This window comes from Roseomonas indoligenes, assembly GCF_017813365.1.
GTDB lineage: Bacteria > Pseudomonadota > Alphaproteobacteria > Acetobacterales > Acetobacteraceae > Roseomonas > Roseomonas indoligenes.
In genome coordinates this window covers 14271-31792 of sequence record NZ_JAGIZA010000014.1, presented here as the reverse complement: position 1 = coordinate 31792, position 17522 = coordinate 14271, and the positions used below count along the sequence as shown (strand labels likewise).

The window sequence follows — 17522 nt, the reverse complement described above, 5'->3', positions numbered from 1 at the left end:
TGCGCGTCGCGCCTCAGCTCTTCCTGACCACCAGGGCGTCGACGATCACCGCGCCCTCGCCCTGCGGACGGATGATCACGGGGTTCAGGTCGATCTCGCTCACCAGGCCCCGCAGCTCGTCCGCCATCACGGAGACGCGGGCGAGCAGGGCGTCGAGTGCCTCCGCATCCCAGGCCAGGCCGCCACGAACGCCGCCGGTCATGCGGGAGAGCCGGGTCTCCCCGCGCAGCCGGGCCGCTTCGGCCGTATCGAAGGGGACGAGGCGGAAGGCCACGTCCTCCACGATCTCGGCCAGGATGCCGCCCGGGCCCGCCATGACGGCGGTGCCGAGCGAGGGATCGTCCACCACCCCCACGATCACCTCCCCGGCGCCGCGCACCATCTCCTGCACGAGGACGCCGTCGATCACCGCGCCGGGCGCGTGCCGGCGCGCGGCCTCCATCAGCCGGGCGGTGCCCTCGGCGACCGAAGTGGCGTCGGCCAGGTTCAGCAGGACGCCGCCGATCTCGGTCTTGTGGCCGATCTCCGCGGATTGCAGCTTCAGGGCCACGGGGTAGCCGAGCCGTTCCGCCGCGGCGACCGCGGCCGGTGCATCGGGGGCCAGGATCTCCCGCGTCACCGGTAAATCCCAGAGCGCGCAGAGGGCCTTGGCCTGATGTTCGGCCAGTTGCAGGCCGCGCGCCCCGGCCAGGATGGCTTGGGCCTTCTCCAGCCGCGCCTCCCGCCCGGGCAGTGCGGGGCGGGCGGGCGCGCCGCGGTCCTGAAAGGCCGCGCGCGCGGCGGCCGACGCCATCAGCGGCGCCAGACGCTGCGGGGAGGGCACGACGGGGATGCCGGCATCGCGCAGCATCGCCTGCCCCTCGCCGTCCGGCGCGCTCCAGGAGACGAACACTGCCGGCACGGCCTCCGCCGCCGCCACGATCTGACGGGCATAGTCCACGCCGCTCTTCGTCACGGCCGGGCCGACGACGGTGACGAGGGAGTCGTAGCCGCCGTCGCTGCCCAGGATCTGCGCCGTCTCCAGGAAGAGGCTGCGGTTGCCGAGATTGGCGGTGGTCATGTCGATCGGGTTGCCGAAGCTCGCGATGGCCGGGAGGGTCCGCCGCAGCGCCGCCTCCGTTCCCGCCGAGGGAGCGGGCATCTCGAACCCCGCCCGCTCCAGCGCGTCGGCCATCAGCACCGCCGTGCCGCCCGTGCCCGTGGCGATCGCCACGCGCCGGCCGGGGCGCGGCAGGCCGAGGCCCGTGAAGGCCCCGGCGAGGTCCAGCAGCTCATCCATCCCCGCCGCCTCTACCAAGCCGTGCTGGCGGCAGAAGCCGGAGAAGACCGCGCTGCCGCCGGCAAGCGACCCGGTGTGGGAAGCGGCGGCGCGGCCGCCGGCCCGGCTGGTCGCGCCCTTCATCACCACCACCGGCTTGCCCAGGGCGTGGGAGCGCTCCGCGAGGCGGCGCAGGGCGGCGACGTCCTTCACCCCCTCCAGGGCCCCGGCGACGACGCGCACCTCCTCCCTCTCCAGCAGGGCGAGCGCGCTGTCGGCGAAGGAGAGGTCGGCCTCGTTGCCTGTCGTAACGAGGTGCGCGAAGCCCATGCCGCGCTCCAGCCCGAGGCCGAGCAGGCCGAAGCCGATGCCGGAGCTCTGGCTCACCAGCCCGATCCGGCCGGGGCGGAAGCGCTCCACCCATTCCAGCAGCGGGTTGAAGCCCATCACCGCGCCGGTGATCAGGTTCACCGTGCCCTGGTTGTTGGGGCCGAGCACGCGCATCCCCCGCGCGGCGAAGCCCGCCATCTCGGCCTCCGCCGCGCGCCCCGCCTCGCCCGTCTCGCCGAAGCCCGCGCTGATCACCACCGCGCCGCGCACGCCTTTAGCGGCGCAGGCGCGGAGGGCGGCCATGACGTGCTCGGCCGCCGTGACGACGATGGCGAGGTCCACCGGGCCGGGGATGTCGGCCACGTCCCGGTGGCAGGTCAGCCCGCCGATCTCGCCCCCGCGCGGGTTCACGGGATGGATGGCGCCGGCGAAGCCGAACTTGCGGAGGTAGCGCAGCGGGCGCGCCCCGATCTTTCCCGGATCCGCCGAGGCACCGATGATGGCGACGGAGGCGGGCTCCAGGAAGGCGGAGAGGTCGGCGACCGCGGGCGGGAAGGGCGCGTCAGGCAAGGCCTTCGTCCCGCTTCGCCAGCATCTCCTTCAGCCCGCCGGCCGCGATCTGCGCGCGCCGCGCCTCGCGCTGCTCGGCGGGCTTGGACATGTTGGTGGAGATCATCATCTCCGTGTTGAAGTCCAGCGCGTTGCGCAGGCCCATCATCTCGAAGCTCTTGTTGATGGAGCGCTTGTTGAGCGAGAGCGCGACGGCGGGGATGGCGGCCAGGCGGCGCGCGTAGCGCTCCACCTCCTCGTCGAAGCTTTCCAGCGGGAAGACCCGCGTGCACATGCCGTAGCGCTCGGCCTGCTCCGCGTTCACGCTGTCCCCGAACAGCAGCAGCTCCTTCGCGCGCTTCAGGCCCACCACCCAGGGCATCATCAGCCCCGGCGGGCCCGAGGTGCCGCGGATCTCCGGCTCCCCGAAATTCGCGTCCGACGCGGCGACGGTGAGGTCGGCGGAAAGCGCCAGGTCGCAGCCGGAGCCCAGCGCGTGGCCGCGCACGGCGGCGATGACGGGCTTGGAGGAGTTCCACATGCGCAGGCACATCGCCAGCAGCGTGGTGAGGTGCCAGCGCCAGCCCGTGACGCTGTTCTCCCAAGGGTTGGCCGCCGCCTCCTTCAGGTCCACCCCGGCGCAGAAGGCGCGGCCGGCACCGCGCAGCAGGATCACGCTCACCTCCGGGTCGGCCTCCGCGCGGTCGAAGGCCTCCACGAACTCGGCCTTCATCGCGCGGCTGATGGCGTTCAGCACGCGCGGGCGGTTCAGTGTGATGGTGCAGACCTTGTCCTGCACCTCGTAGAGGACGGTCGGCTCGTCGGTCATGCGGCGCTCCTGCGGCGGGCGTCCTCGGCCCGCCTCGGTGCGGAACTGTGTCAGATCGGAGACGGGACAGTGTACCTATTCTCGGCTTAAATGTTGCCGAAACAGCAACGGATCTGCCCTGATGGCCGGTGCACGCCGTGGCGTCCTCTCCGAGAAGCAGCGCCTCTCCCTGGCCAACCGGATCGCCGGGCTGGACCAGCGCAGGCTGCTATACCTACACGAAGCGACATCGGCGGGATCCGTCCGGGGCGGGGCGGAGCGGCTTGGGGTCAGCCCTTCCGCGCTCAGCCGGCAAATCGCAAAGATGGAGACTGATCTCGGCATCGCGCTGCTGGAGCGGCACGGTCGCGGTGTCCGGCCGACCGAGGCTGGGGACCTGCTGGACAGTTACTTCACCGACCAGCGGGGAAGGCTGGACGGCGTCATCGCGCAGCTGCAGGAGCTGGTGGAGGCGCGTGGGGGGCAGGTCTCGGTGGGAATGGGAGAAGGCTTCCTGGGCGCGGTCATGGGCCCGCCGCTCCGCGCCTTCGCCCTCGCGCATCCGGATCTCCGCCTGGACGTGCAGGTGGGCAGCACGGACCACCTCGTGGCGCGCCTTCTTGACGACACGATTCAGATGGCACTGCTCTACAACTTGCCGCCGGAGCCCAAGCTGCAGTCCCACGCCTCACGCCGGCATGCGATGCGGATCATCGTGAACCCAACCCATCCGCTGCGGCGGCTGGGACGGCCGATCGAGGTGGATGACTTGCGGCACCACGCCCTGGGCCTGCTTCCGGGCAGCTACGGGGTCCGGCAGGTCCTGCTCTCAGCCGAGCACCGCCACCGCGTGCGGCTTGTCCCCCGGCTGACCACGAATTCGTCGCGCGCCCTGCTGCGGTTCGCGGAGGAGTGGGACGGGGTGATCATCACGACCGAGTTCGCCGTGGACCAAGAGCTGCGAGACGGCAGGCTTGTGGCGCTGGAGGCGGGTGAGCCCTTCCTGGAGGGATCGGAAGCTCATCTTGTGACCAGACGGGGAAGGCGCCTCTCTCCGGCAGCTCAAGACCTCTTGCGGCACCTCCGGGCCCAGGTCGCACTCATCCGCCCATGAATGCCCCTGTATTCGCTTCAGCGCTCCGGAATGATGCCAAGGTTCTGGCCGTTGGCCCTGAACGGCCAGAACCTTGGCAACGAGCGCCGAGGCCGGTTCCGGCCCGACGCGGAGCGATCGGAGAATATCGTCGGGATAGTAGCGCTGTTAGTGAACCGCATTGCCGTATGTCTCCGAGAACAGCGCGGCCGATCGCCCGGTGCTGTGATAGCCGGGCTGCGCCTCACGTTCGAGGATCACGACAGAGGCGCTCGCCGCGGTATCATAAGCCACTGCAGCACCGGCAATCCCGGCCCCGATAATCAGAATCTCACATTCGGCCAATCGTGCTCGGGATGCCTCCTCACCTCCAGAAGAAGAGTTCATGTGAGAACCGCAATAAGAATCTATCAAACTCGTCACCTTCAGCTGGGAGGCTATTGTGGAGCGGCTGGCGAGGGGCAACGGGCGCGAGGGCGGAGATGTCGGACAGCGCGGACCAGGACGCCGTGGCCGGTCGGTTGCGGGAGAGTGGGGCACTGGACCTGGGGGGGCGAACGCGGGCGTACTGATCTTCCTCAATCCGCTCTAGCAGGATGCGGATGAGGGCGACCGGACCATCCGCATCAGCGTCCACGCGCCCCACCGGATACCCCAGGGCTGACGGATCGCCGTGATCGGCTCCAATGTTGGGGGCCACGTCGGGCACCCCGGCATCGTGGTCCACTCAACGACGAAGTCCGCAATGTAGGGGATGGCGCACGGGCTGGCGCGGGCTTCGGGCCCCGTGGGATCACGGTGAACGCGGCGCAGCCGGAGCCGTCGCCAGGGCCAGGGCCAGGGCCAGGGCCAGGGCCAGGGCCAGGGCCAGGGCAAGGGCAAGGGCAAGGGCAAGGGCAAGGGCCGGTGGCATACCGCGTCAGCGTCACCGCAACTTGAGCAATGCGGATCCCTCTTCGCGCCCTGCTCAGTCCTCGTCCTGCCACCTGCGCAAATCCGTCTGGTCACGATAGGCCATTCGGTCCGGCGTGGTTATGAACTCCACCGTCGTGCCCCAGGGCATGCGGCAATAGCAGACCTTATTTCCAGAGCCTTTCTCGGTTGCATAGGGGATTGCACGTGGCGCGGTGAGGGGAGTGCCGCCAGCCCTTTCGAAGCGCTCAACCGATGCGTCGATGTCGTCGGTGTAAACACCGAAATGCGTGATGCCGAAGTCGCTCGCCCGGACCGGTTGGGCTTGCTCGGGGCCGTGCATTTCGAAGAGCTCAATGTCGGGTCCGGTTCCGATCTTGACCATCGCCTGCGCACGCACGACGGTCCCGGGGAAAGCGCCGACGGCTCGCTCGAACTCGGGCCCCTGCCGCGGCGGATCTTGCGGTCCGAAAGACTGGTAGATCACCTGGCCGCCGAAAGCTTCCACCAGAAACGATTTCGCTGCTTCGATGTCGGGCACCGTGATGCCGACATGATTGACGCCGCGGACAACGGATGCGGTCATGATTGTCTCCATTCTGAAGTTGTCGATCCGCCCGGCCCAAGACGGCGCAGGCGCAGGATTTCAATTGGCTCTGAGGAACGTGATCAGAGCGCCCGCGACTTCATCCGGCCGCTCGTCCGCGACATAGTGACTGCATCGCGCGATTGGGCCACCTGACACATTAGCGGCGAACTCCCTAAGCATCGGCACCATCTGCGCGCCGAAGCGCTGGTCCCCACCTAGACCAAGGACGGGTATGTCGAGCGGCTGCTTCTTGTACTCGAGCGCAGCCGCGTGATCGGCGGCGAGGGTGCGATACCATTCCATGCCGCCGCGCGTGCGGCCCGGAAGAGCCATCGCCTTGGCGTAGATCTCGATGTCCGCCGGATCAAAAGTGCTGTGATCGTAGAACCGTTCTGCCATGAAGGTCGAAACGTAGTCGTATTCACGACCATGGATCAGGCGCTCGGGCAGATCCCGGTTCATATGGAAGCTGAAGTGCCAGAGCCTTGCGGTCGTCGCCTCCCATCCGGTCCAACCGGGAAGCGGAACGTCGAGGACGGCCAGGTGGGTAACAGCCTCGCGATAGATGGTGGCCTGCGGCAAGGCGACCATTCCACCGATATCATGTCCACACACGGCGTAGCGTTCATGCCCAAGGGCGACCATAACCTCGTGCGCGTCACGCGCCATCGTCGCCTTGTCATAGCCGTCGAGTGGGCAGTCGGAAAAGCCCGCACCGCGCAGATCCATGGCCACCACGCTGAAATGCTCGGCCAGCAGCGGCATCACATGGTGCCATTCCCACCATGTTTCCGGCCAGCCGTGAAGCAGAAGGATTGGCGGGCCTGAGCCTCCCATGGCAGCGTTGATCTTGATGCCATTTACCGGCACCAGCTGCTGGGTGAACCCCTTCAAAGTCGCAGTCATGATTGCCTTCCAGCCGATAATTGACGTTGAGACAGAGCTTGCGGCCAGCGCTCAGGGCTGATCGAAATCGGTGGCGATCGAGACGCTACGCCAGGCTTCGATGTCCCTACGGAATGCAGCCATCTTTCGTTCGGCGATTGCGTGCGCGACCGGGCCGAGCGGCAGATGAAGCGGGGCATCATCGGCGTCGACTGCCTGCAGGATGACCGCGATCGCCTTGTCGGGATCGCCCGCCTGGTTGCCGTCGTTAGTTTCGCGATAGCGCTTCCGCGAACTCGCGGCATATTCCGGCATCTCATTGGCCGCCAGCGTGATCGAACGGCCAAGGAAGTCGGTGCGGAACGGCCCAGGCTCGACGATCAGCACACGAATGCCGAAGGGCTCCAGTTCGCCGGCGAGCGCCTCGGAAATCCCTTCCACGGCAAACTTAGCAGCGTTGTAATAGCCTCCTCCGCCACTGCCCGCGATGCCGGCGCCGGACGACATGTTGACGATCGTTCCGCCCGAACGTCGCAGGACGGGCAGAGCTGCTCTGGTGGTTTCGATCAGACCGAAGACGTTCACCTCAAACATCGGCCGATACTCCTCGGGCGTGCCTTCCTCAATCGCGCCGAATAGTCCGTAGCCCGCATTGTTCACGAGCACGTCGAACCCGCCGAATGCCTCGACGGCCCTCGCCACCGCAGCCTTGGCTGTTGCGGCGGCGGTCACGTCGAGTGGCAGGGTAATCATCCGCCCACCGAAAGGCTCAGCCATTGCCTCGATCGCCTTGACGTTGCGGGCTGTCGCGATGACCTGATCGCCCCGCCGTACTGCAGCGAGCGCGAGTCGCTGGCCGAATCCGCTTGAGGAGCCTGTGATGAGCCAGGTTTTCATGCCTTCTTCTCCGAGTTGCTTCTGGACGACGCCACGCGGTCGCCGCCGCGGACCGTCATATCGGCCATGATCGACCAGTCCTTCTCCCCTAAGCCTGCCGAGACAGCTTTGCTGAGGCCCTCGCGAACAGACTCAAGCATCGGGAGCCTGCGTCCAATCTCCTCGCCGGCCTGGGTCGCCAGAAGCATGTCCTTGAGCGCAAGCCTGGCTTTGAACCCGGGCTCGAATGATTGCTCCGTGATTTGCGCGCTGTAGCTCTCATAGACGCGGCCCGAGAAAAGGGTGCCCAGGATGAGCTCAAAGAAATCCGCACGGTCGAGGCCGACGCTCTCGGTCAGCACCACACCCTCGGCCATTGCCTCGATGGCCATGGCGATCATCATGTTGCAGGCGAGCTTTGCCGCATTGGCCCGAGCGGGGTTGTCCCCCAACTTCCAGACCTCCTTGCTGAGGGGGGCGAGCAGCGGCTCGATCGCGGCAACTGCGTCGGCCTTCCCGGCCGCCAACATGTTGAGCTGGCCAAGCGCCGCTACGTTGGGTCTGCCGAGAACCGGTGCGGACACATAGCCAAGGCCAGCCTCTTCGTGCAGCAGATCCAGTTCGCGCCCGAAGGCCACCGAGATCGTGGATGTGACAACGTGGATCAGCCCTCGTCGCGCGCTTGCGAGTAAGCCGGCATCGAGGATCACTTCGCGAATGGCAGGGTCGTCGGACAGCATCGTGAAGACTGCATCACCCTCGAATGCATCCGCCGCGTGTCTGACCAGCGTCACTCCGGGAACGCTTTCGTGGGCGACCTTGCTGCGGTTCCAGGCTCGGACGTCATGGCCAGCCTTCACCAAGTTCACGGCCATCGCTGAGCCCATGCTGCCGAGGCCGATAAATCCGATATGCATGTTCTATTTCCTGCTGCTCGGATGAGAGCTGTGCGCGGGATCGGACGCGGGCTGCCGGGAGATCGCCAGGCCGAGACCCGCCTCGTCGAATTGGCTGGTGACGATGACGCGGAGGTCGCGGTCCAATAGCGCCTGCTCATCGCCCGCGTAGGTCACCAGCATCGTGATCATCATCGAAGTTCTCATTTGGGATTGAGGCGCAGGCCGCCGTGTTCTGCCCTGATCCGGGAGGTCACTCTGCTCAGTCCTGAGGAGCCTCCCTTGGGATCAGTCACGGTCACTCGCGCTTCCTAACGATGTGCGGGAGAATAGGTGCTCAGATTTGTTCTCCAACAGACATAACTGTATCCTCACCGTTCAGATCTGTTTGGGTGGTCGCGATGGACTGGAGTGACGTCAGAATCTTTCTTGCTGTTGCGCGAAGCGGCACACTCGGCGGCGCCGCGCGCTCTCTTCAGACGAGTCATCCGACCGTTGGAAGGCGTCTCCGCGCACTTGAGGAGGCGATGGGTCACACCCTCTTCCAGCGCACAGCGGACGGTTTTGTCCTGACCGATGAGGGCCACGGGATCGTCGCGCTGGCCGAGCAAATGGAAGAAGGCGCGCTGGCAATGGAGCGCCGGCTTGCGGGACAGGAGCGGAATCTCGAAGGCAGTCTGCGCATTTCAACAACGGACTGGTTTGGGGCCTATGTCCTGCCTCCCATCCTGGCGGACTTCGCCAACGCTTACCCCAATGTCGACGTCGAAATCCTCACCGGCACGCGCCGGTTCAGCCTCGCCCAGCGGGAAGCCGATGTCGCATTTCGTACCGTTCCATTCGAGACTGCCGATATCGTTCAGCGGCGGCTTTTCAGGCTCGAATATGGCGTCTACATCGCCGAGGAGGCGTCTGATCCCAAATATGGCGATGGAACTGGTTTTCGGCTGATCACCCCATCCAAGCGCCACTTCCCTGACATCGCGTGGCTCATCGAGAGTTTCCCTAACGCAAGGCCGGTCCTGCAATCGAACAACCGCAACGTCCAGGGGCGCATGTGCAGGCAAGGCGTCGGTATCGCCGTCCTGCCCCGCGTCGTCGGCAACCAGATCTCGGGCATCCGCAGACTGGAACTGCCGACGCCGCCGCCAGCGCGAGACATCTGGATGGGATACCACCGGGATCTACGGGGTCTTCAACGTCTTCGTGCGTTTATCGCAACCTTATCGGACCACCTCGCGAATGAGACCGCACGAGGTGCGGCTCAGAGATGAACAGTATCGGCCGAGAGAATCCAAGATCGCCCCACGCGTCTCGCCGGTCGCTCCTTCGGGATCCTGTGCCCTTGTCGACGCAGATTTCGGTCATGCCTGATGGGGGACACGGAAGCTGACGCTGTCATCCATGTCCACATTCTCTGCCTGACCGCCCGGGTGAATGCCGAAAGTCAAGCGGCGAAGCCGCCGTCGATCGTATGCATGGCGCCCGTGATGCCGCGTGCCTGCGCTCCGGCGAGGTAGAGCGCCAGGCCGGCGACCTCGTCGGCGGTGCCGTAGCGCTTGATAGCCATGGGCCCGAGCATGCCGGCTGCGCGCGGACCATTGGCCGGGTTCATGTCGGTATCGGTAGGGCCCGGCTGGATCACATTGATCGTGATGTTTCGCGGCCCCAGATCGCGTGCCAAGCCGCGGGCCATACCCTGCATTGCCGCTTTAGTCAGCACATATGCGGCAAGCCCGGGAAACGGCATGCTGTCGGCGGTGTCGGATCCGATGACGAGGATCCGCCCGCCTCCCGGCATGAGGCGTGACGCCTCCACGCTACCGAAATAGGCACCCCGCACATTCACGTCGATCATGCGGTCGACATCGTCGGCGTTGAGCGTCAGCGGGTCGCCGAACACCAGCAGACCGGCGTTGTAGACAAAGATGTCGATCGGGCCGGCGTCACGGACTGCCGCGATCAGTTCGTCGCGCGCCCCTGCATCGATCTGGAGCGCCTGTGCACCGGTCTCGGCGACGAGATGGTCGGCCGCGCCGACCGAGGCGGCATAGGTGAATACCACCGTTGCGCCGGCAGCGGCGAAGCGCCGCACGATCGCTGCGCCGATGCCGCGGCTGCCGCCGACGACAAACACCTTGCGACCAGAGAATGTCATCGTGCTTGCCCTCAGATTGGGGAAGAGGAAGTTGGTTGGCGAGTGCCGTGCTCACTCGGCTCCGTCCAGGCAAAGCCCGGTGCGATCAGAGGGGAGTGCCCATGCTCCGGGACACGGTTGCATCCGTGAAGCGGGGAACGTCGGCCATCACGGTCTCCATCTCGGCCGATGCGAGCGCGGCGTGCAGCGCGTCCTCGTCGCGGAACCGGTAAATGCCCACGGAAACATCCGCCGCGTTGGCGTCACGCGGGAAGAAGGCGGAGGCGCTCTCCAGCCCGTGCCGCTGCCAGCAGGCAAGCACCAAGGGTAGGTGAACGTCGACGTAATGGTCGCGATCGAAGTGGGTGCCGCCACTGCATGTGACGATCAGTGTTGCATGTGCCATCGGCTAGCATCTGGACCGATTGACATTGATCGTGAACTCACAGGACTGAATTCTCTCTGTTCAAAATCGTAAGTGGTTCACCGGCCGTTTGCGGGGACTCTGTTGTGGAAATCGGCGTGAGGACGCGGCTAGGTCTTTGATGTCCTGATGAGGCGCGGGTGACGGTGTCGGGCATACCAAGGGCGTTGAAGGTGTTGAGCATAGCGCAGCGAACCTGAACTTCGGCGACCTGACGAGCGGGATCGCGTGCCGAGAGACGCTCGCCCAGGTGTTTTGGACGTGCCATGGCCGTCTCAGCCAGGCTGCGCCGGTGATATCCGCTCCACCTCTTCCAGAGCCGTCAGCCGAGGCGCTTGATGGCACGGAGGTTCTCGTTGCGCTCGGCCCGCCGGTCGTGCCTACCTTTCAGGGTTCGCCCTCGCCGAGCACCACCAACCCAGTGCTGTCGATCACGAGGTGCAGCGGCCTGCCCCGCGGGACGGTAGGGAATGACGACGGTGCGGTCCTTCTCTCGCCGGGAGAGGGTGCTGTAGTGAGATGTGCGCCAATCCAGCCCAGCCAGTCGGATCAGGTTTCCCGTCATGCCCTGGGCCGCCCGCAACAGGGGCGGCTCACAACACCTTCAGCGTCAGCACCGCCTGGATCGCCGCATCCGTGAAAAGACCTGCGGCCGACCGCGCTTTCCCGACCCCTCGGCGGCCTGCCAGGCCAGGTCCGGCGAGATCCACACCGTCAGATTTCCGCGGGAGATCAGCCCCCGACCGTACTCCCGCCAGCTCCGCGTCGGGTAGCCTTCCTTCAGGCGTCCACCTTGTGCCAGTGCCTTGCTCATGCAGGCCTACCTGCAAGGTTCATGCAACAAGGCCCAAGAAACGTGGGCACGTTGCCCTCATGATCCACCACACGCCTACTAATGTGCTGTTTCCCGCGAATGCGATGAGCATCGCATCCATGTGCCACTTGTCGCCAGGCACTAGTTTGCGTCTTGGCGGTACACGGTTTACTGCCGGCTACCGACGGCGTACCCTACTGCTCCCCGACGCTCTGCCGCGCGGTGAATGGCTGCGATGATGGCGTCGTAACCCGTGCAGCGGCAGAGATTCCCTACAAGCGCGTGCCGGATTTCCATGTCACTCGGATGCGGGCTCTTACGGAGGAGTTCAGCGGCCGTGAGAATCATGCCCGTGGTGCAGTAGCCGCACTGGAAGCCGTTCTCGGCCACAAACGCGGCTTGGATCTCGGCCAAGTTGTTTGAGCCCTCAATGGTAACCACCGCTCGCTCCTCAGCCGAGAGGGCAAGGACCAAGCACGACTTTACCACGGCGCCGTCCAGGAGAAGCGTGCACGCGCCGCAGTCACCGGTATGGCAGCCCACGCGTGTGGCCTTCAGCCCGAGCACATCGCGAACGAACTCTACCAGAAGCAGGCGCGCGTCCACCTCGCGATCCACGTCGCTGCCGTTCACGTTGCAGCGGAGGGTCACCGCCTCGCTCATGATGTTCTCTCTTCCAATACGGCGCGGATTGCGCGCGCGGCGACGGCCGGGACGACGGCCCGACGATAGCCTGGGCCGGCCAGTTCATCGGTCCATTCCGTGGCGATGGCGGCCTGTACTTGCTCGGCCATGGCCGCGACGGCCTCGGTGGTGGACGGCGTGGGCCAGTCCAAGAGCAGAGGCACCGGAGCGGCTGCACCAAGGCAGAGGCGTATCCTCCCATCTATGGAAAGGCAGGAGGCCGTGACGATGGGCCAGGAGCTCGCAGCATGCTTCAGCTTGTAATAGGCGTGCCGCCCTGGCTCCGGCGCCGGCAGTACGAGGGCGGTGAGCATCTCGTCAGGCGACCGCTCTGTCTCGAAGGCGCCACGGAAGAAGTTCTCGGCCGCGACCAACCGCTCTCCTCGTCTTGAGGCCAAGCGGAAGGCCGCGCCGAGGGCGACAAGACAGCCGGGCACGTCGGAGGCAGGGTTGGCGTAGCAGGCGGCACCGCCTGGCGTGGCGAGGTTCCACAGCCCGGGGCCGCCCGTCACCTCGCGCAGCATGGCCGCCAGCAACGGCAACCGCCGGCGCACCACCTCGCTCGCGAGCAGTGTCGCATACGTTGCAGCGGCTCCGATAACCACGTCGCTGTCCTCCTCGCGCACGCTCCCTAGTCCGAGCCGCCCGATATCCACCACGAGGGCCGGCGCGTCCTGCCCCGCCACCAGGGCGGGCACGAGCACCGAGCCGCCGCCGATCACCCGGCCCAGCCCACCGGCACCGGCGAGGAGATCCAGCGCCTCCTCCAGCGTCTCGGGGCGCGTGAAGCGGAAGCGGGCGCCGATCACCGCGCAGCTCCCCTGGCAAGCAGCGCCATCAACCGGGGCGGCGTCGCCGGCACGGTGGTCAGGCCCGGTGACAGGGCGCCGAGCGCATCGGCGACCGCGTTGGTCGCGGCCGCCAGCGCGCCGCCCAGGCCGGACTCCCCCGCGCCTTTCATCCCAAGCGGGTGGAACGGGCTCGGTGTCGCCATATGGTCGACGCGGATGGTCGGCAGGTCCGTGGCGCGCGGCAGGAGGTAGGTCTTGAACCGGTCGCTCACCAGCCGGCCCTCCCCGTCCTGCGTCAGCTCCTCCCAGAGCGCGGCGCCCAGGCCCATGACGATCGCGCCCTTGAGCTGCCCCGTGACGAGGGCCGGGTTGATCATCACGCCGCAGTCGTGCACCGCCGCGACGTCCAGCACCGTCACCCGCCCCGTGCCGGGGTCCAGCTCGACCGCCACGGCATGCATGGAATAGGGAAAGGAGGAGTAGGTCGCGATGCGCCCGTTCGCGTCGGGCGTCACGCGGATGTTCCGCGCGCGGTAGGACCGGGTGGCCTCCAGCGGCAGTTCCACGCCATCGGCCACGGTGAAGGGGTGGGTGTGTGCCCCGAGCGCCAGCGCCGCGAGGGTGACGCTGGCACCACTTGGCGCGCATGCCCTCCCCTCCGCGAAGGTGATCTCATCGGCCGGCGCCTGCAGCAGGTTCGCCGCACAGGCCGCGAGCTTGGCGCGGAGATCCACCGCCGCGAGATGTGCCGCGGCGCCACCGTAGAGGATGGCGCGGCTGCTGGCATTGCCGGTGCCGACCGGCACGGCGTCGGTGTCGCCCTGCACCACCCGGATTGCTGCGGGCGTCAGGCCCAGCACCCCGCCGACGAGCTGCGCGATCCCGGTCTCGTTGCCGCTGCCCGGGGATGTGACGCCCACCGCGACCTGCACGTCGCCGGTGGGCGACATGCGGATGCTCGCCGTCTCGAACCCGCTCGGGAAAGCCCCTGGGCGCGCGCCGCCTTCCGGCGTCAGCTCGCAGCCGATGCCGATGCCGATGCGCCGGCCATCGGCCGCCGCCGCCTGGCGCGCACGCCAGGCATCGTAGCCGAACAGCGCCTTCAGCCTCGTCAGTGCCTCCGGATAATCGCCGCTGTCGAGGTTGAGGCCGGAGGGCAGGCGGCGCGGCAGGTCCGCGCGGCGCAGAAGGTTGCGCGCTCGCAGCTCGGCGGGATCAAGGCGAAGCTCGGCTGCCAGCAGGTCCACCGCGCGTTCCATGACGAGGTTGGCGACCTCCTTGCCGTAGCCGCGCACCGGCTGCCACGGCGCCTTGTTCGTGGCAACGAGGGTGCAGGAAACCTCGACATTCGGGACGTCGTAGAGAGTGGGGAAAACCGTCGCGGCGACGAGCGGCATGGTCCAGCCGTTCCCGGGCCCTATCGTGCCGACATCGGCGACGAAGGTGTCGCGGAATGCGAGAATCCGGCCCTCCCCGTCGGCCGCGATCTCGAAGCGGTGGTGCTGCTCGCGGCAATGGCCGAGGAAGCAGTCGCGCCGGCTCTCGACATAGGCAACGGGACGGCCGAGCAGGCGCGAGAGAAGGCCCACCAGCGCCTCCTCCGTGTGCCCGGACATCTTGTAACCGAAGGTGCCGCCCATGGCCGGCGCGACCACGCGCAGATCGGATTCCCGGAGCCCCAGGGCCGTCGCAACCAGCCAGCGGCTCGCATGCGGGTTCTGGAAGGTGCCGGTCAGCGTCAGGCGCCCGGTGCGGGTTTCCCAGTCGCCGATATAGCAGAGGGGCTCCATGGGCGCCGCGGTGGAGGGACGGAGGTGCAGCTCCCCGCGCACGACATGTGGCGCCCCGCGCAGCACCGCCGCGGCCTCGCCCGCCCGCACGTGGTCCGTGGCGACCAGGTTCGACGTCCAGCCCTCGTGCACGACCGGCGCCCCCTCGGCGAGGGCGGCCTCGGTGTCCTGCACCGTCTCCAGCGCTTCGTAGCGCACGATGACGCGCCGGGCCGCCGCATCGGCCGCATGCGGGCTCTCGGCCACTACGGCAGCCACAGGCTGGCCGGCGAAGCTGACGAGGCGGGCAGCGAGCGCCCGCCCGAGGATCGGGCGCCCCGCCCCCGGGCCGAGGAAGGGAAGGACCATCGGCATCGGCACGGCGAGCGACTCCGCCTGGACGCCGTCCACCACCGCCACCACGCCCTCCATGCCGCGCGCCTCCTCCGTCTCCACCGCGAGGATGCGCGCGCGGGCATGGGGCGAGCGGACGAGCGCGACATGGAACGCATCAGGAGGAATGAGGTCGGCGGCGTAGCGCACCTCCCCCGCGACGAAGCGCCCGCCATCAAGCCGGGGGACGGAGCGTCCGACCCAGCTCCCCGCCGCCTCCCTGTCGGTGTCCATCCGCGCTAGCCCGCGATGGAGATGTGCGCGGCGCGGACGACGCTACCCCATCGCCCGGACTCCTCCGCCAGGAAGGCGGCGAAGCGGTCCGGCCCGAGCGACATGACGCTGAAGCCCGCGGCCTGGAGCGAGGCCCGCATCTCGGGTGTGCCCAGCACTTCGGAAACGGCGGCATTGATGGTTTCGGCGATCTCCCGCGGGGTACCCGGGGCGGCCAGCAGGCCGATCCAGGCATCCGCCACGAGCCGCACACCCTGCTCGGCCAGCGTTGGCAGCTCCGGCACCATGGCGAAGCGCTCCCCGGTCGCAACGCCCAGCAGCCGCAGCCGGTCGCGCTGCGGGTGGGCGATGGCGATCGGAACCAGGCCGACATCCACCTCGCCGGCGGCGACGGCCATCGTGGCGGGACCCGAGCCCTGGTAGGGGACATGCGTCATGTCCACCCCGGTCAGCATCTTGAACATCTCTCCCGCCACATGGGAGGTGGAGGCGATCCCGTAGGAGGCGTAGGTGAGCGGCGGCGAAGCCCGCTTCGCCAGGGCGACGACCTCGCCGACATCCGCCGCCGGAAGGCCCGACCGCGCGACGAGGCCGAACACGGTATAGGCGGCGCCGTTCACCGGGACGAAGGTCGACACGTCATAGGGCAGGCGCGGGTTGGCGAATGGCAGCACGGTGTGGGTATCTGCGGAGGCCATGATGAGGTTGTGGCCGTCGGGCGGCGAGGTCAGCAGCACCTGCGTGCCCACCACGCCGTTGCCGCCGGGCCGGTTCTCGACGATGAACGGCTGGCCGAGCCCGTTCCCCACCTTCTGGGCGATCTGCCGCGCCAGGATGTCGGTGGCGCCACCGGGCGAGAACGGGACGACGATCCGGATCGGCCGTCGAGGCCGCCAGGACCCCTGCGCCAGGGCGGGGGCCGCAAGGGCGAGCGCGGCGGCGCAGAGGAGGGCGCGGCGCACCGGGCCGCGGCTGGTGTATGGCATACCGGTCATGACGTTCCTCGATGGGCTTGTTGTTGGTGTTGTCCCGAAAAGGGTCAGCCGTCGGCCGTGATGCCGGCGGCCCGCACGGCCGGCGCCAGGCGCTCCGTCTCCGCGTGCAGGAACCCGGCAAACCGGTCGGGACCGTAGTCCATGGGACTGAAGCCGGAGGTGCGGAGCCGATGCGCCACATCCTCCGCGCTCAGGGCCTCGTGCATCGCCGCGTGCAGGCTGTCGGCCACCTCGCGCGGCGTGCGCGGCGCGGCAAGGAGGCCGATCCAGCCCACCGCCACCACGGGCACCCCGGACTCCGTGAGGGTCGGCAGCTCGGGCGCCATGCCGAAGCGCTCCGCCGAGGCGACGGCGAGGACCCGCAGCCGCTCGCGCTGCGGATGCACCGCCGCCATCGGCAGCAGCGCCAGGTCCACCTGATCCGCCGTCAGCGCGATCACCGCGGGACCCGAGCCCTGATAGGGGACATGGGTCATCTCCGCCCCGATCGCCGCCCCGAACATCTCGCCCGCAACATGGGAGACGCTGCCGATGCCGTAGGAGGCGTAGGTGAGCGTCGGGGATGCCCGGCGGGCCAGGGCGGCCAGCGTGGCGACATCCGTCGCGCCGAGCCCCATCCGGGTCACCAGCGCGGCGACCGTGCCGGCAACAGCGGTCACCGGGACGAAGGCGGCGAGGTCATAGGGCAGGCGCGGGTTGGCGATGGCCGGGATGGTGTGGGTATCGGCTGTGCCCATGATGAGGGCATGGCCATCCGGGGGAGCTGCGAGCAACGCCTGGGTGCCGATGATGCCGTTGCCGCCCGGCCTGTTCTCCACGACGAGGGGCTGGCCGAGTGCATTGCCCACGCGCCCTGCGAGCTGCCGCGCCACGATGTCCGTGGAGCCGCCCGGCGCGAAAGGGACGATGATCCGGACCGGCCGGCGGGGTCGCCAGCCACCCTGCGCCAGTGCAGGCGCCGCGAGAGCGTGGCTTGCGGCGCCCAGGAGCGCTCGGCGGGTCGGAGCCATTGGCGCGGACATCATCGCGGACATGATCCTGAATCCTCCCTGCATGGCCCCGGGCCGGTGCGTGCCGGCCATTCG

At 67.9% G+C, this 17522-nt stretch carries 17 protein-coding genes and 1 pseudogene; 2 read left to right on the top strand and 16 right to left on the bottom strand.

Annotation, left to right across the window (positions count from 1 at the left end; translation table 11 throughout):
• Nucleotides 1-13: 13 nt before the first annotated feature.
• Entirely contained in the window at nt 14-2158 is a 2145-nt protein-coding gene (locus J5Y10_RS19955) for an acetate--CoA ligase family protein (RefSeq protein WP_209375866.1), read from the bottom strand.
• Nucleotides 2151-2966 (bottom strand): enoyl-CoA hydratase/isomerase family protein, encoded by an 816-nt coding sequence (locus tag J5Y10_RS19950; protein WP_209375865.1) that lies wholly within the window; start codon nt 2964-2966, stop codon nt 2151-2153. Before J5Y10_RS19950 ends, J5Y10_RS19955 begins: the two co-directional genes overlap by 8 nt.
• Before the next feature lie 121 nt (nt 2967-3087).
• Here J5Y10_RS19950 and J5Y10_RS19945 point away from each other — a divergent pair, with 121 nt between their 5' ends.
• The gene (locus J5Y10_RS19945) at nt 3088-4059 is read left to right on the top strand and encodes a LysR family transcriptional regulator (protein ID WP_209375864.1); all 972 of its coding nucleotides are present in this window, start codon (nt 3088-3090) and stop codon (nt 4057-4059) included.
• A 147-nt stretch (nt 4060-4206) separates the two neighbouring features.
• Here the strand turns inward: J5Y10_RS19945 and J5Y10_RS19940 are convergent, their stop codons facing one another.
• The 6 genes from J5Y10_RS19940 to J5Y10_RS19915 all read right to left on the bottom strand — a co-directional run bounded on the left by J5Y10_RS19940 (nt 4207) and on the right by J5Y10_RS19915 (nt 8391).
• Nucleotides 4207-4425: an FAD-dependent oxidoreductase gene (locus tag J5Y10_RS19940; protein ID WP_342452971.1), complete on the bottom strand. Its 219-nt coding sequence runs from the start codon at nt 4423-4425 to the stop codon at nt 4207-4209.
• 580 nt (nt 4426-5005) lie between these two features.
• Nucleotides 5006-5536: a VOC family protein gene (locus tag J5Y10_RS19935; RefSeq protein WP_209375862.1), complete on the bottom strand. Its 531-nt coding sequence runs from the start codon at nt 5534-5536 to the stop codon at nt 5006-5008.
• 60 nt (nt 5537-5596) lie between these two features.
• A complete protein-coding gene (locus J5Y10_RS19930; protein ID WP_209375861.1) occupies nt 5597-6445 on the bottom strand; it encodes an alpha/beta fold hydrolase in 849 nt (282 codons plus the stop codon).
• A gap of 51 nt (nt 6446-6496) precedes the next feature.
• A complete protein-coding gene (locus J5Y10_RS19925; protein ID WP_209375860.1) occupies nt 6497-7321 on the bottom strand; it encodes an oxidoreductase in 825 nt (274 codons plus the stop codon).
• Nucleotides 7318-8217: an NAD(P)-dependent oxidoreductase gene (locus tag J5Y10_RS19920; protein ID WP_209375859.1), complete on the bottom strand. Its 900-nt coding sequence runs from the start codon at nt 8215-8217 to the stop codon at nt 7318-7320. The genes J5Y10_RS19925 and J5Y10_RS19920 overlap by 4 nt, the downstream gene beginning before the upstream one ends.
• A 3-nt stretch (nt 8218-8220) precedes the next feature.
• The gene (locus tag J5Y10_RS19915; protein WP_209375858.1) at nt 8221-8391 is read right to left on the bottom strand and encodes a hypothetical protein; all 171 of its coding nucleotides are present in this window, start codon (nt 8389-8391) and stop codon (nt 8221-8223) included.
• Nucleotides 8392-8513: 122 nt separating this feature from the next.
• Here J5Y10_RS19915 and J5Y10_RS19910 point away from each other — a divergent pair, with 122 nt between their 5' ends.
• Nucleotides 8514-9470, top strand: coding sequence for a LysR family transcriptional regulator (locus J5Y10_RS19910; protein ID WP_432761259.1), 957 nt, complete (start codon nt 8514-8516; stop codon nt 9468-9470).
• A gap of 173 nt (nt 9471-9643) precedes the next feature.
• Here J5Y10_RS19910 and bdcA read toward each other — a convergent pair whose 3' ends face one another.
• The 8 genes and pseudogenes from bdcA to J5Y10_RS19870 all read right to left on the bottom strand — a co-directional run bounded on the left by bdcA (nt 9644) and on the right by J5Y10_RS19870 (nt 17471).
• Nucleotides 9644-10354 (bottom strand): SDR family oxidoreductase, encoded by a 711-nt coding sequence (gene bdcA, locus J5Y10_RS19905; RefSeq protein ID WP_209375857.1) that lies wholly within the window; start codon nt 10352-10354, stop codon nt 9644-9646.
• 85 nt (nt 10355-10439) lie between these two features.
• The gene (locus tag J5Y10_RS19900; protein WP_209375856.1) at nt 10440-10739 is read right to left on the bottom strand and encodes an EthD domain-containing protein; all 300 of its coding nucleotides are present in this window, start codon (nt 10737-10739) and stop codon (nt 10440-10442) included.
• Between the two features lie 163 nt (nt 10740-10902).
• Nucleotides 10903-11571, bottom strand: a pseudogene (locus tag J5Y10_RS19895) (transposase); the annotation flags it as partial.
• Nucleotides 11572-11739: 168 nt separating this feature from the next.
• On the bottom strand, nt 11740-12234 hold the full coding sequence (locus J5Y10_RS19890) for a (2Fe-2S)-binding protein (RefSeq protein WP_209375855.1): 495 nt from the start codon (nt 12232-12234) through the stop codon (nt 11740-11742).
• A complete protein-coding gene (locus J5Y10_RS19885) occupies nt 12231-13064 on the bottom strand; it encodes an FAD binding domain-containing protein (protein ID WP_209375854.1) in 834 nt (277 codons plus the stop codon). The genes J5Y10_RS19890 and J5Y10_RS19885 overlap by 4 nt, the downstream gene beginning before the upstream one ends.
• Nucleotides 13061-15442 (bottom strand): xanthine dehydrogenase family protein molybdopterin-binding subunit, encoded by a 2382-nt coding sequence (locus J5Y10_RS19880; protein WP_209375853.1) that lies wholly within the window; start codon nt 15440-15442, stop codon nt 13061-13063. The genes J5Y10_RS19885 and J5Y10_RS19880 overlap by 4 nt, the downstream gene beginning before the upstream one ends.
• A 5-nt stretch (nt 15443-15447) precedes the next feature.
• Complete coding sequence (locus J5Y10_RS19875) at nt 15448-16437, bottom strand: tripartite tricarboxylate transporter substrate binding protein (protein WP_209375852.1); 990 nt, start codon at nt 16435-16437, stop codon at nt 15448-15450.
• Between the two features lie 44 nt (nt 16438-16481).
• Nucleotides 16482-17471 carry a Bug family tripartite tricarboxylate transporter substrate binding protein gene (locus J5Y10_RS19870; RefSeq protein ID WP_209375851.1) on the bottom strand — a complete coding sequence of 330 codons (990 nt, stop codon included), beginning with the start codon at nt 17469-17471 and terminating at the stop codon, nt 16482-16484.
• Nucleotides 17472-17522 lie beyond the last annotated feature (51 nt).

Coding starts and splice junctions, on each gene's coding strand:
- J5Y10_RS19920 (WP_209375859.1), bottom strand. CDS start 8,217: ATGCATATCGGATTTATCGGCCTCGGCAGCATGGGCTCAGCGATGGCC.
- J5Y10_RS19900 (WP_209375856.1), bottom strand. CDS start 10,739: ATGGCACATGCAACACTGATCGTCACATGCAGTGGCGGCACCCACTTC.
- J5Y10_RS19950 (WP_209375865.1), bottom strand. CDS start 2,966: ATGACCGACGAGCCGACCGTCCTCTACGAGGTGCAGGACAAGGTCTGC.
- J5Y10_RS19910 (WP_432761259.1), top strand. CDS start 8,514: ATGTGCGGGAGAATAGGTGCTCAGATTTGTTCTCCAACAGACATAACT.
- J5Y10_RS19915 (WP_209375858.1), bottom strand. CDS start 8,391: ATGATGATCACGATGCTGGTGACCTACGCGGGCGATGAGCAGGCGCTA.
- J5Y10_RS19940 (WP_342452971.1), bottom strand. CDS start 4,425: ATGAACTCTTCTTCTGGAGGTGAGGAGGCATCCCGAGCACGATTGGCC.
- J5Y10_RS19880 (WP_209375853.1), bottom strand. CDS start 15,442: ATGGACACCGACAGGGAGGCGGCGGGGAGCTGGGTCGGACGCTCCGTC.
- J5Y10_RS19870 (WP_209375851.1), bottom strand. CDS start 17,471: ATGTCCGCGATGATGTCCGCGCCAATGGCTCCGACCCGCCGAGCGCTC.
- J5Y10_RS19930 (WP_209375861.1), bottom strand. CDS start 6,445: ATGACTGCGACTTTGAAGGGGTTCACCCAGCAGCTGGTGCCGGTAAAT.
- J5Y10_RS19875 (WP_209375852.1), bottom strand. CDS start 16,437: ATGACCGGTATGCCATACACCAGCCGCGGCCCGGTGCGCCGCGCCCTC.
- J5Y10_RS19925 (WP_209375860.1), bottom strand. CDS start 7,321: ATGAAAACCTGGCTCATCACAGGCTCCTCAAGCGGATTCGGCCAGCGA.
- J5Y10_RS19935 (WP_209375862.1), bottom strand. CDS start 5,536: ATGACCGCATCCGTTGTCCGCGGCGTCAATCATGTCGGCATCACGGTG.
- bdcA (WP_209375857.1), bottom strand. CDS start 10,354: ATGACATTCTCTGGTCGCAAGGTGTTTGTCGTCGGCGGCAGCCGCGGC.
- J5Y10_RS19945 (WP_209375864.1), top strand. CDS start 3,088: ATGGCCGGTGCACGCCGTGGCGTCCTCTCCGAGAAGCAGCGCCTCTCC.
- J5Y10_RS19890 (WP_209375855.1), bottom strand. CDS start 12,234: ATGAGCGAGGCGGTGACCCTCCGCTGCAACGTGAACGGCAGCGACGTG.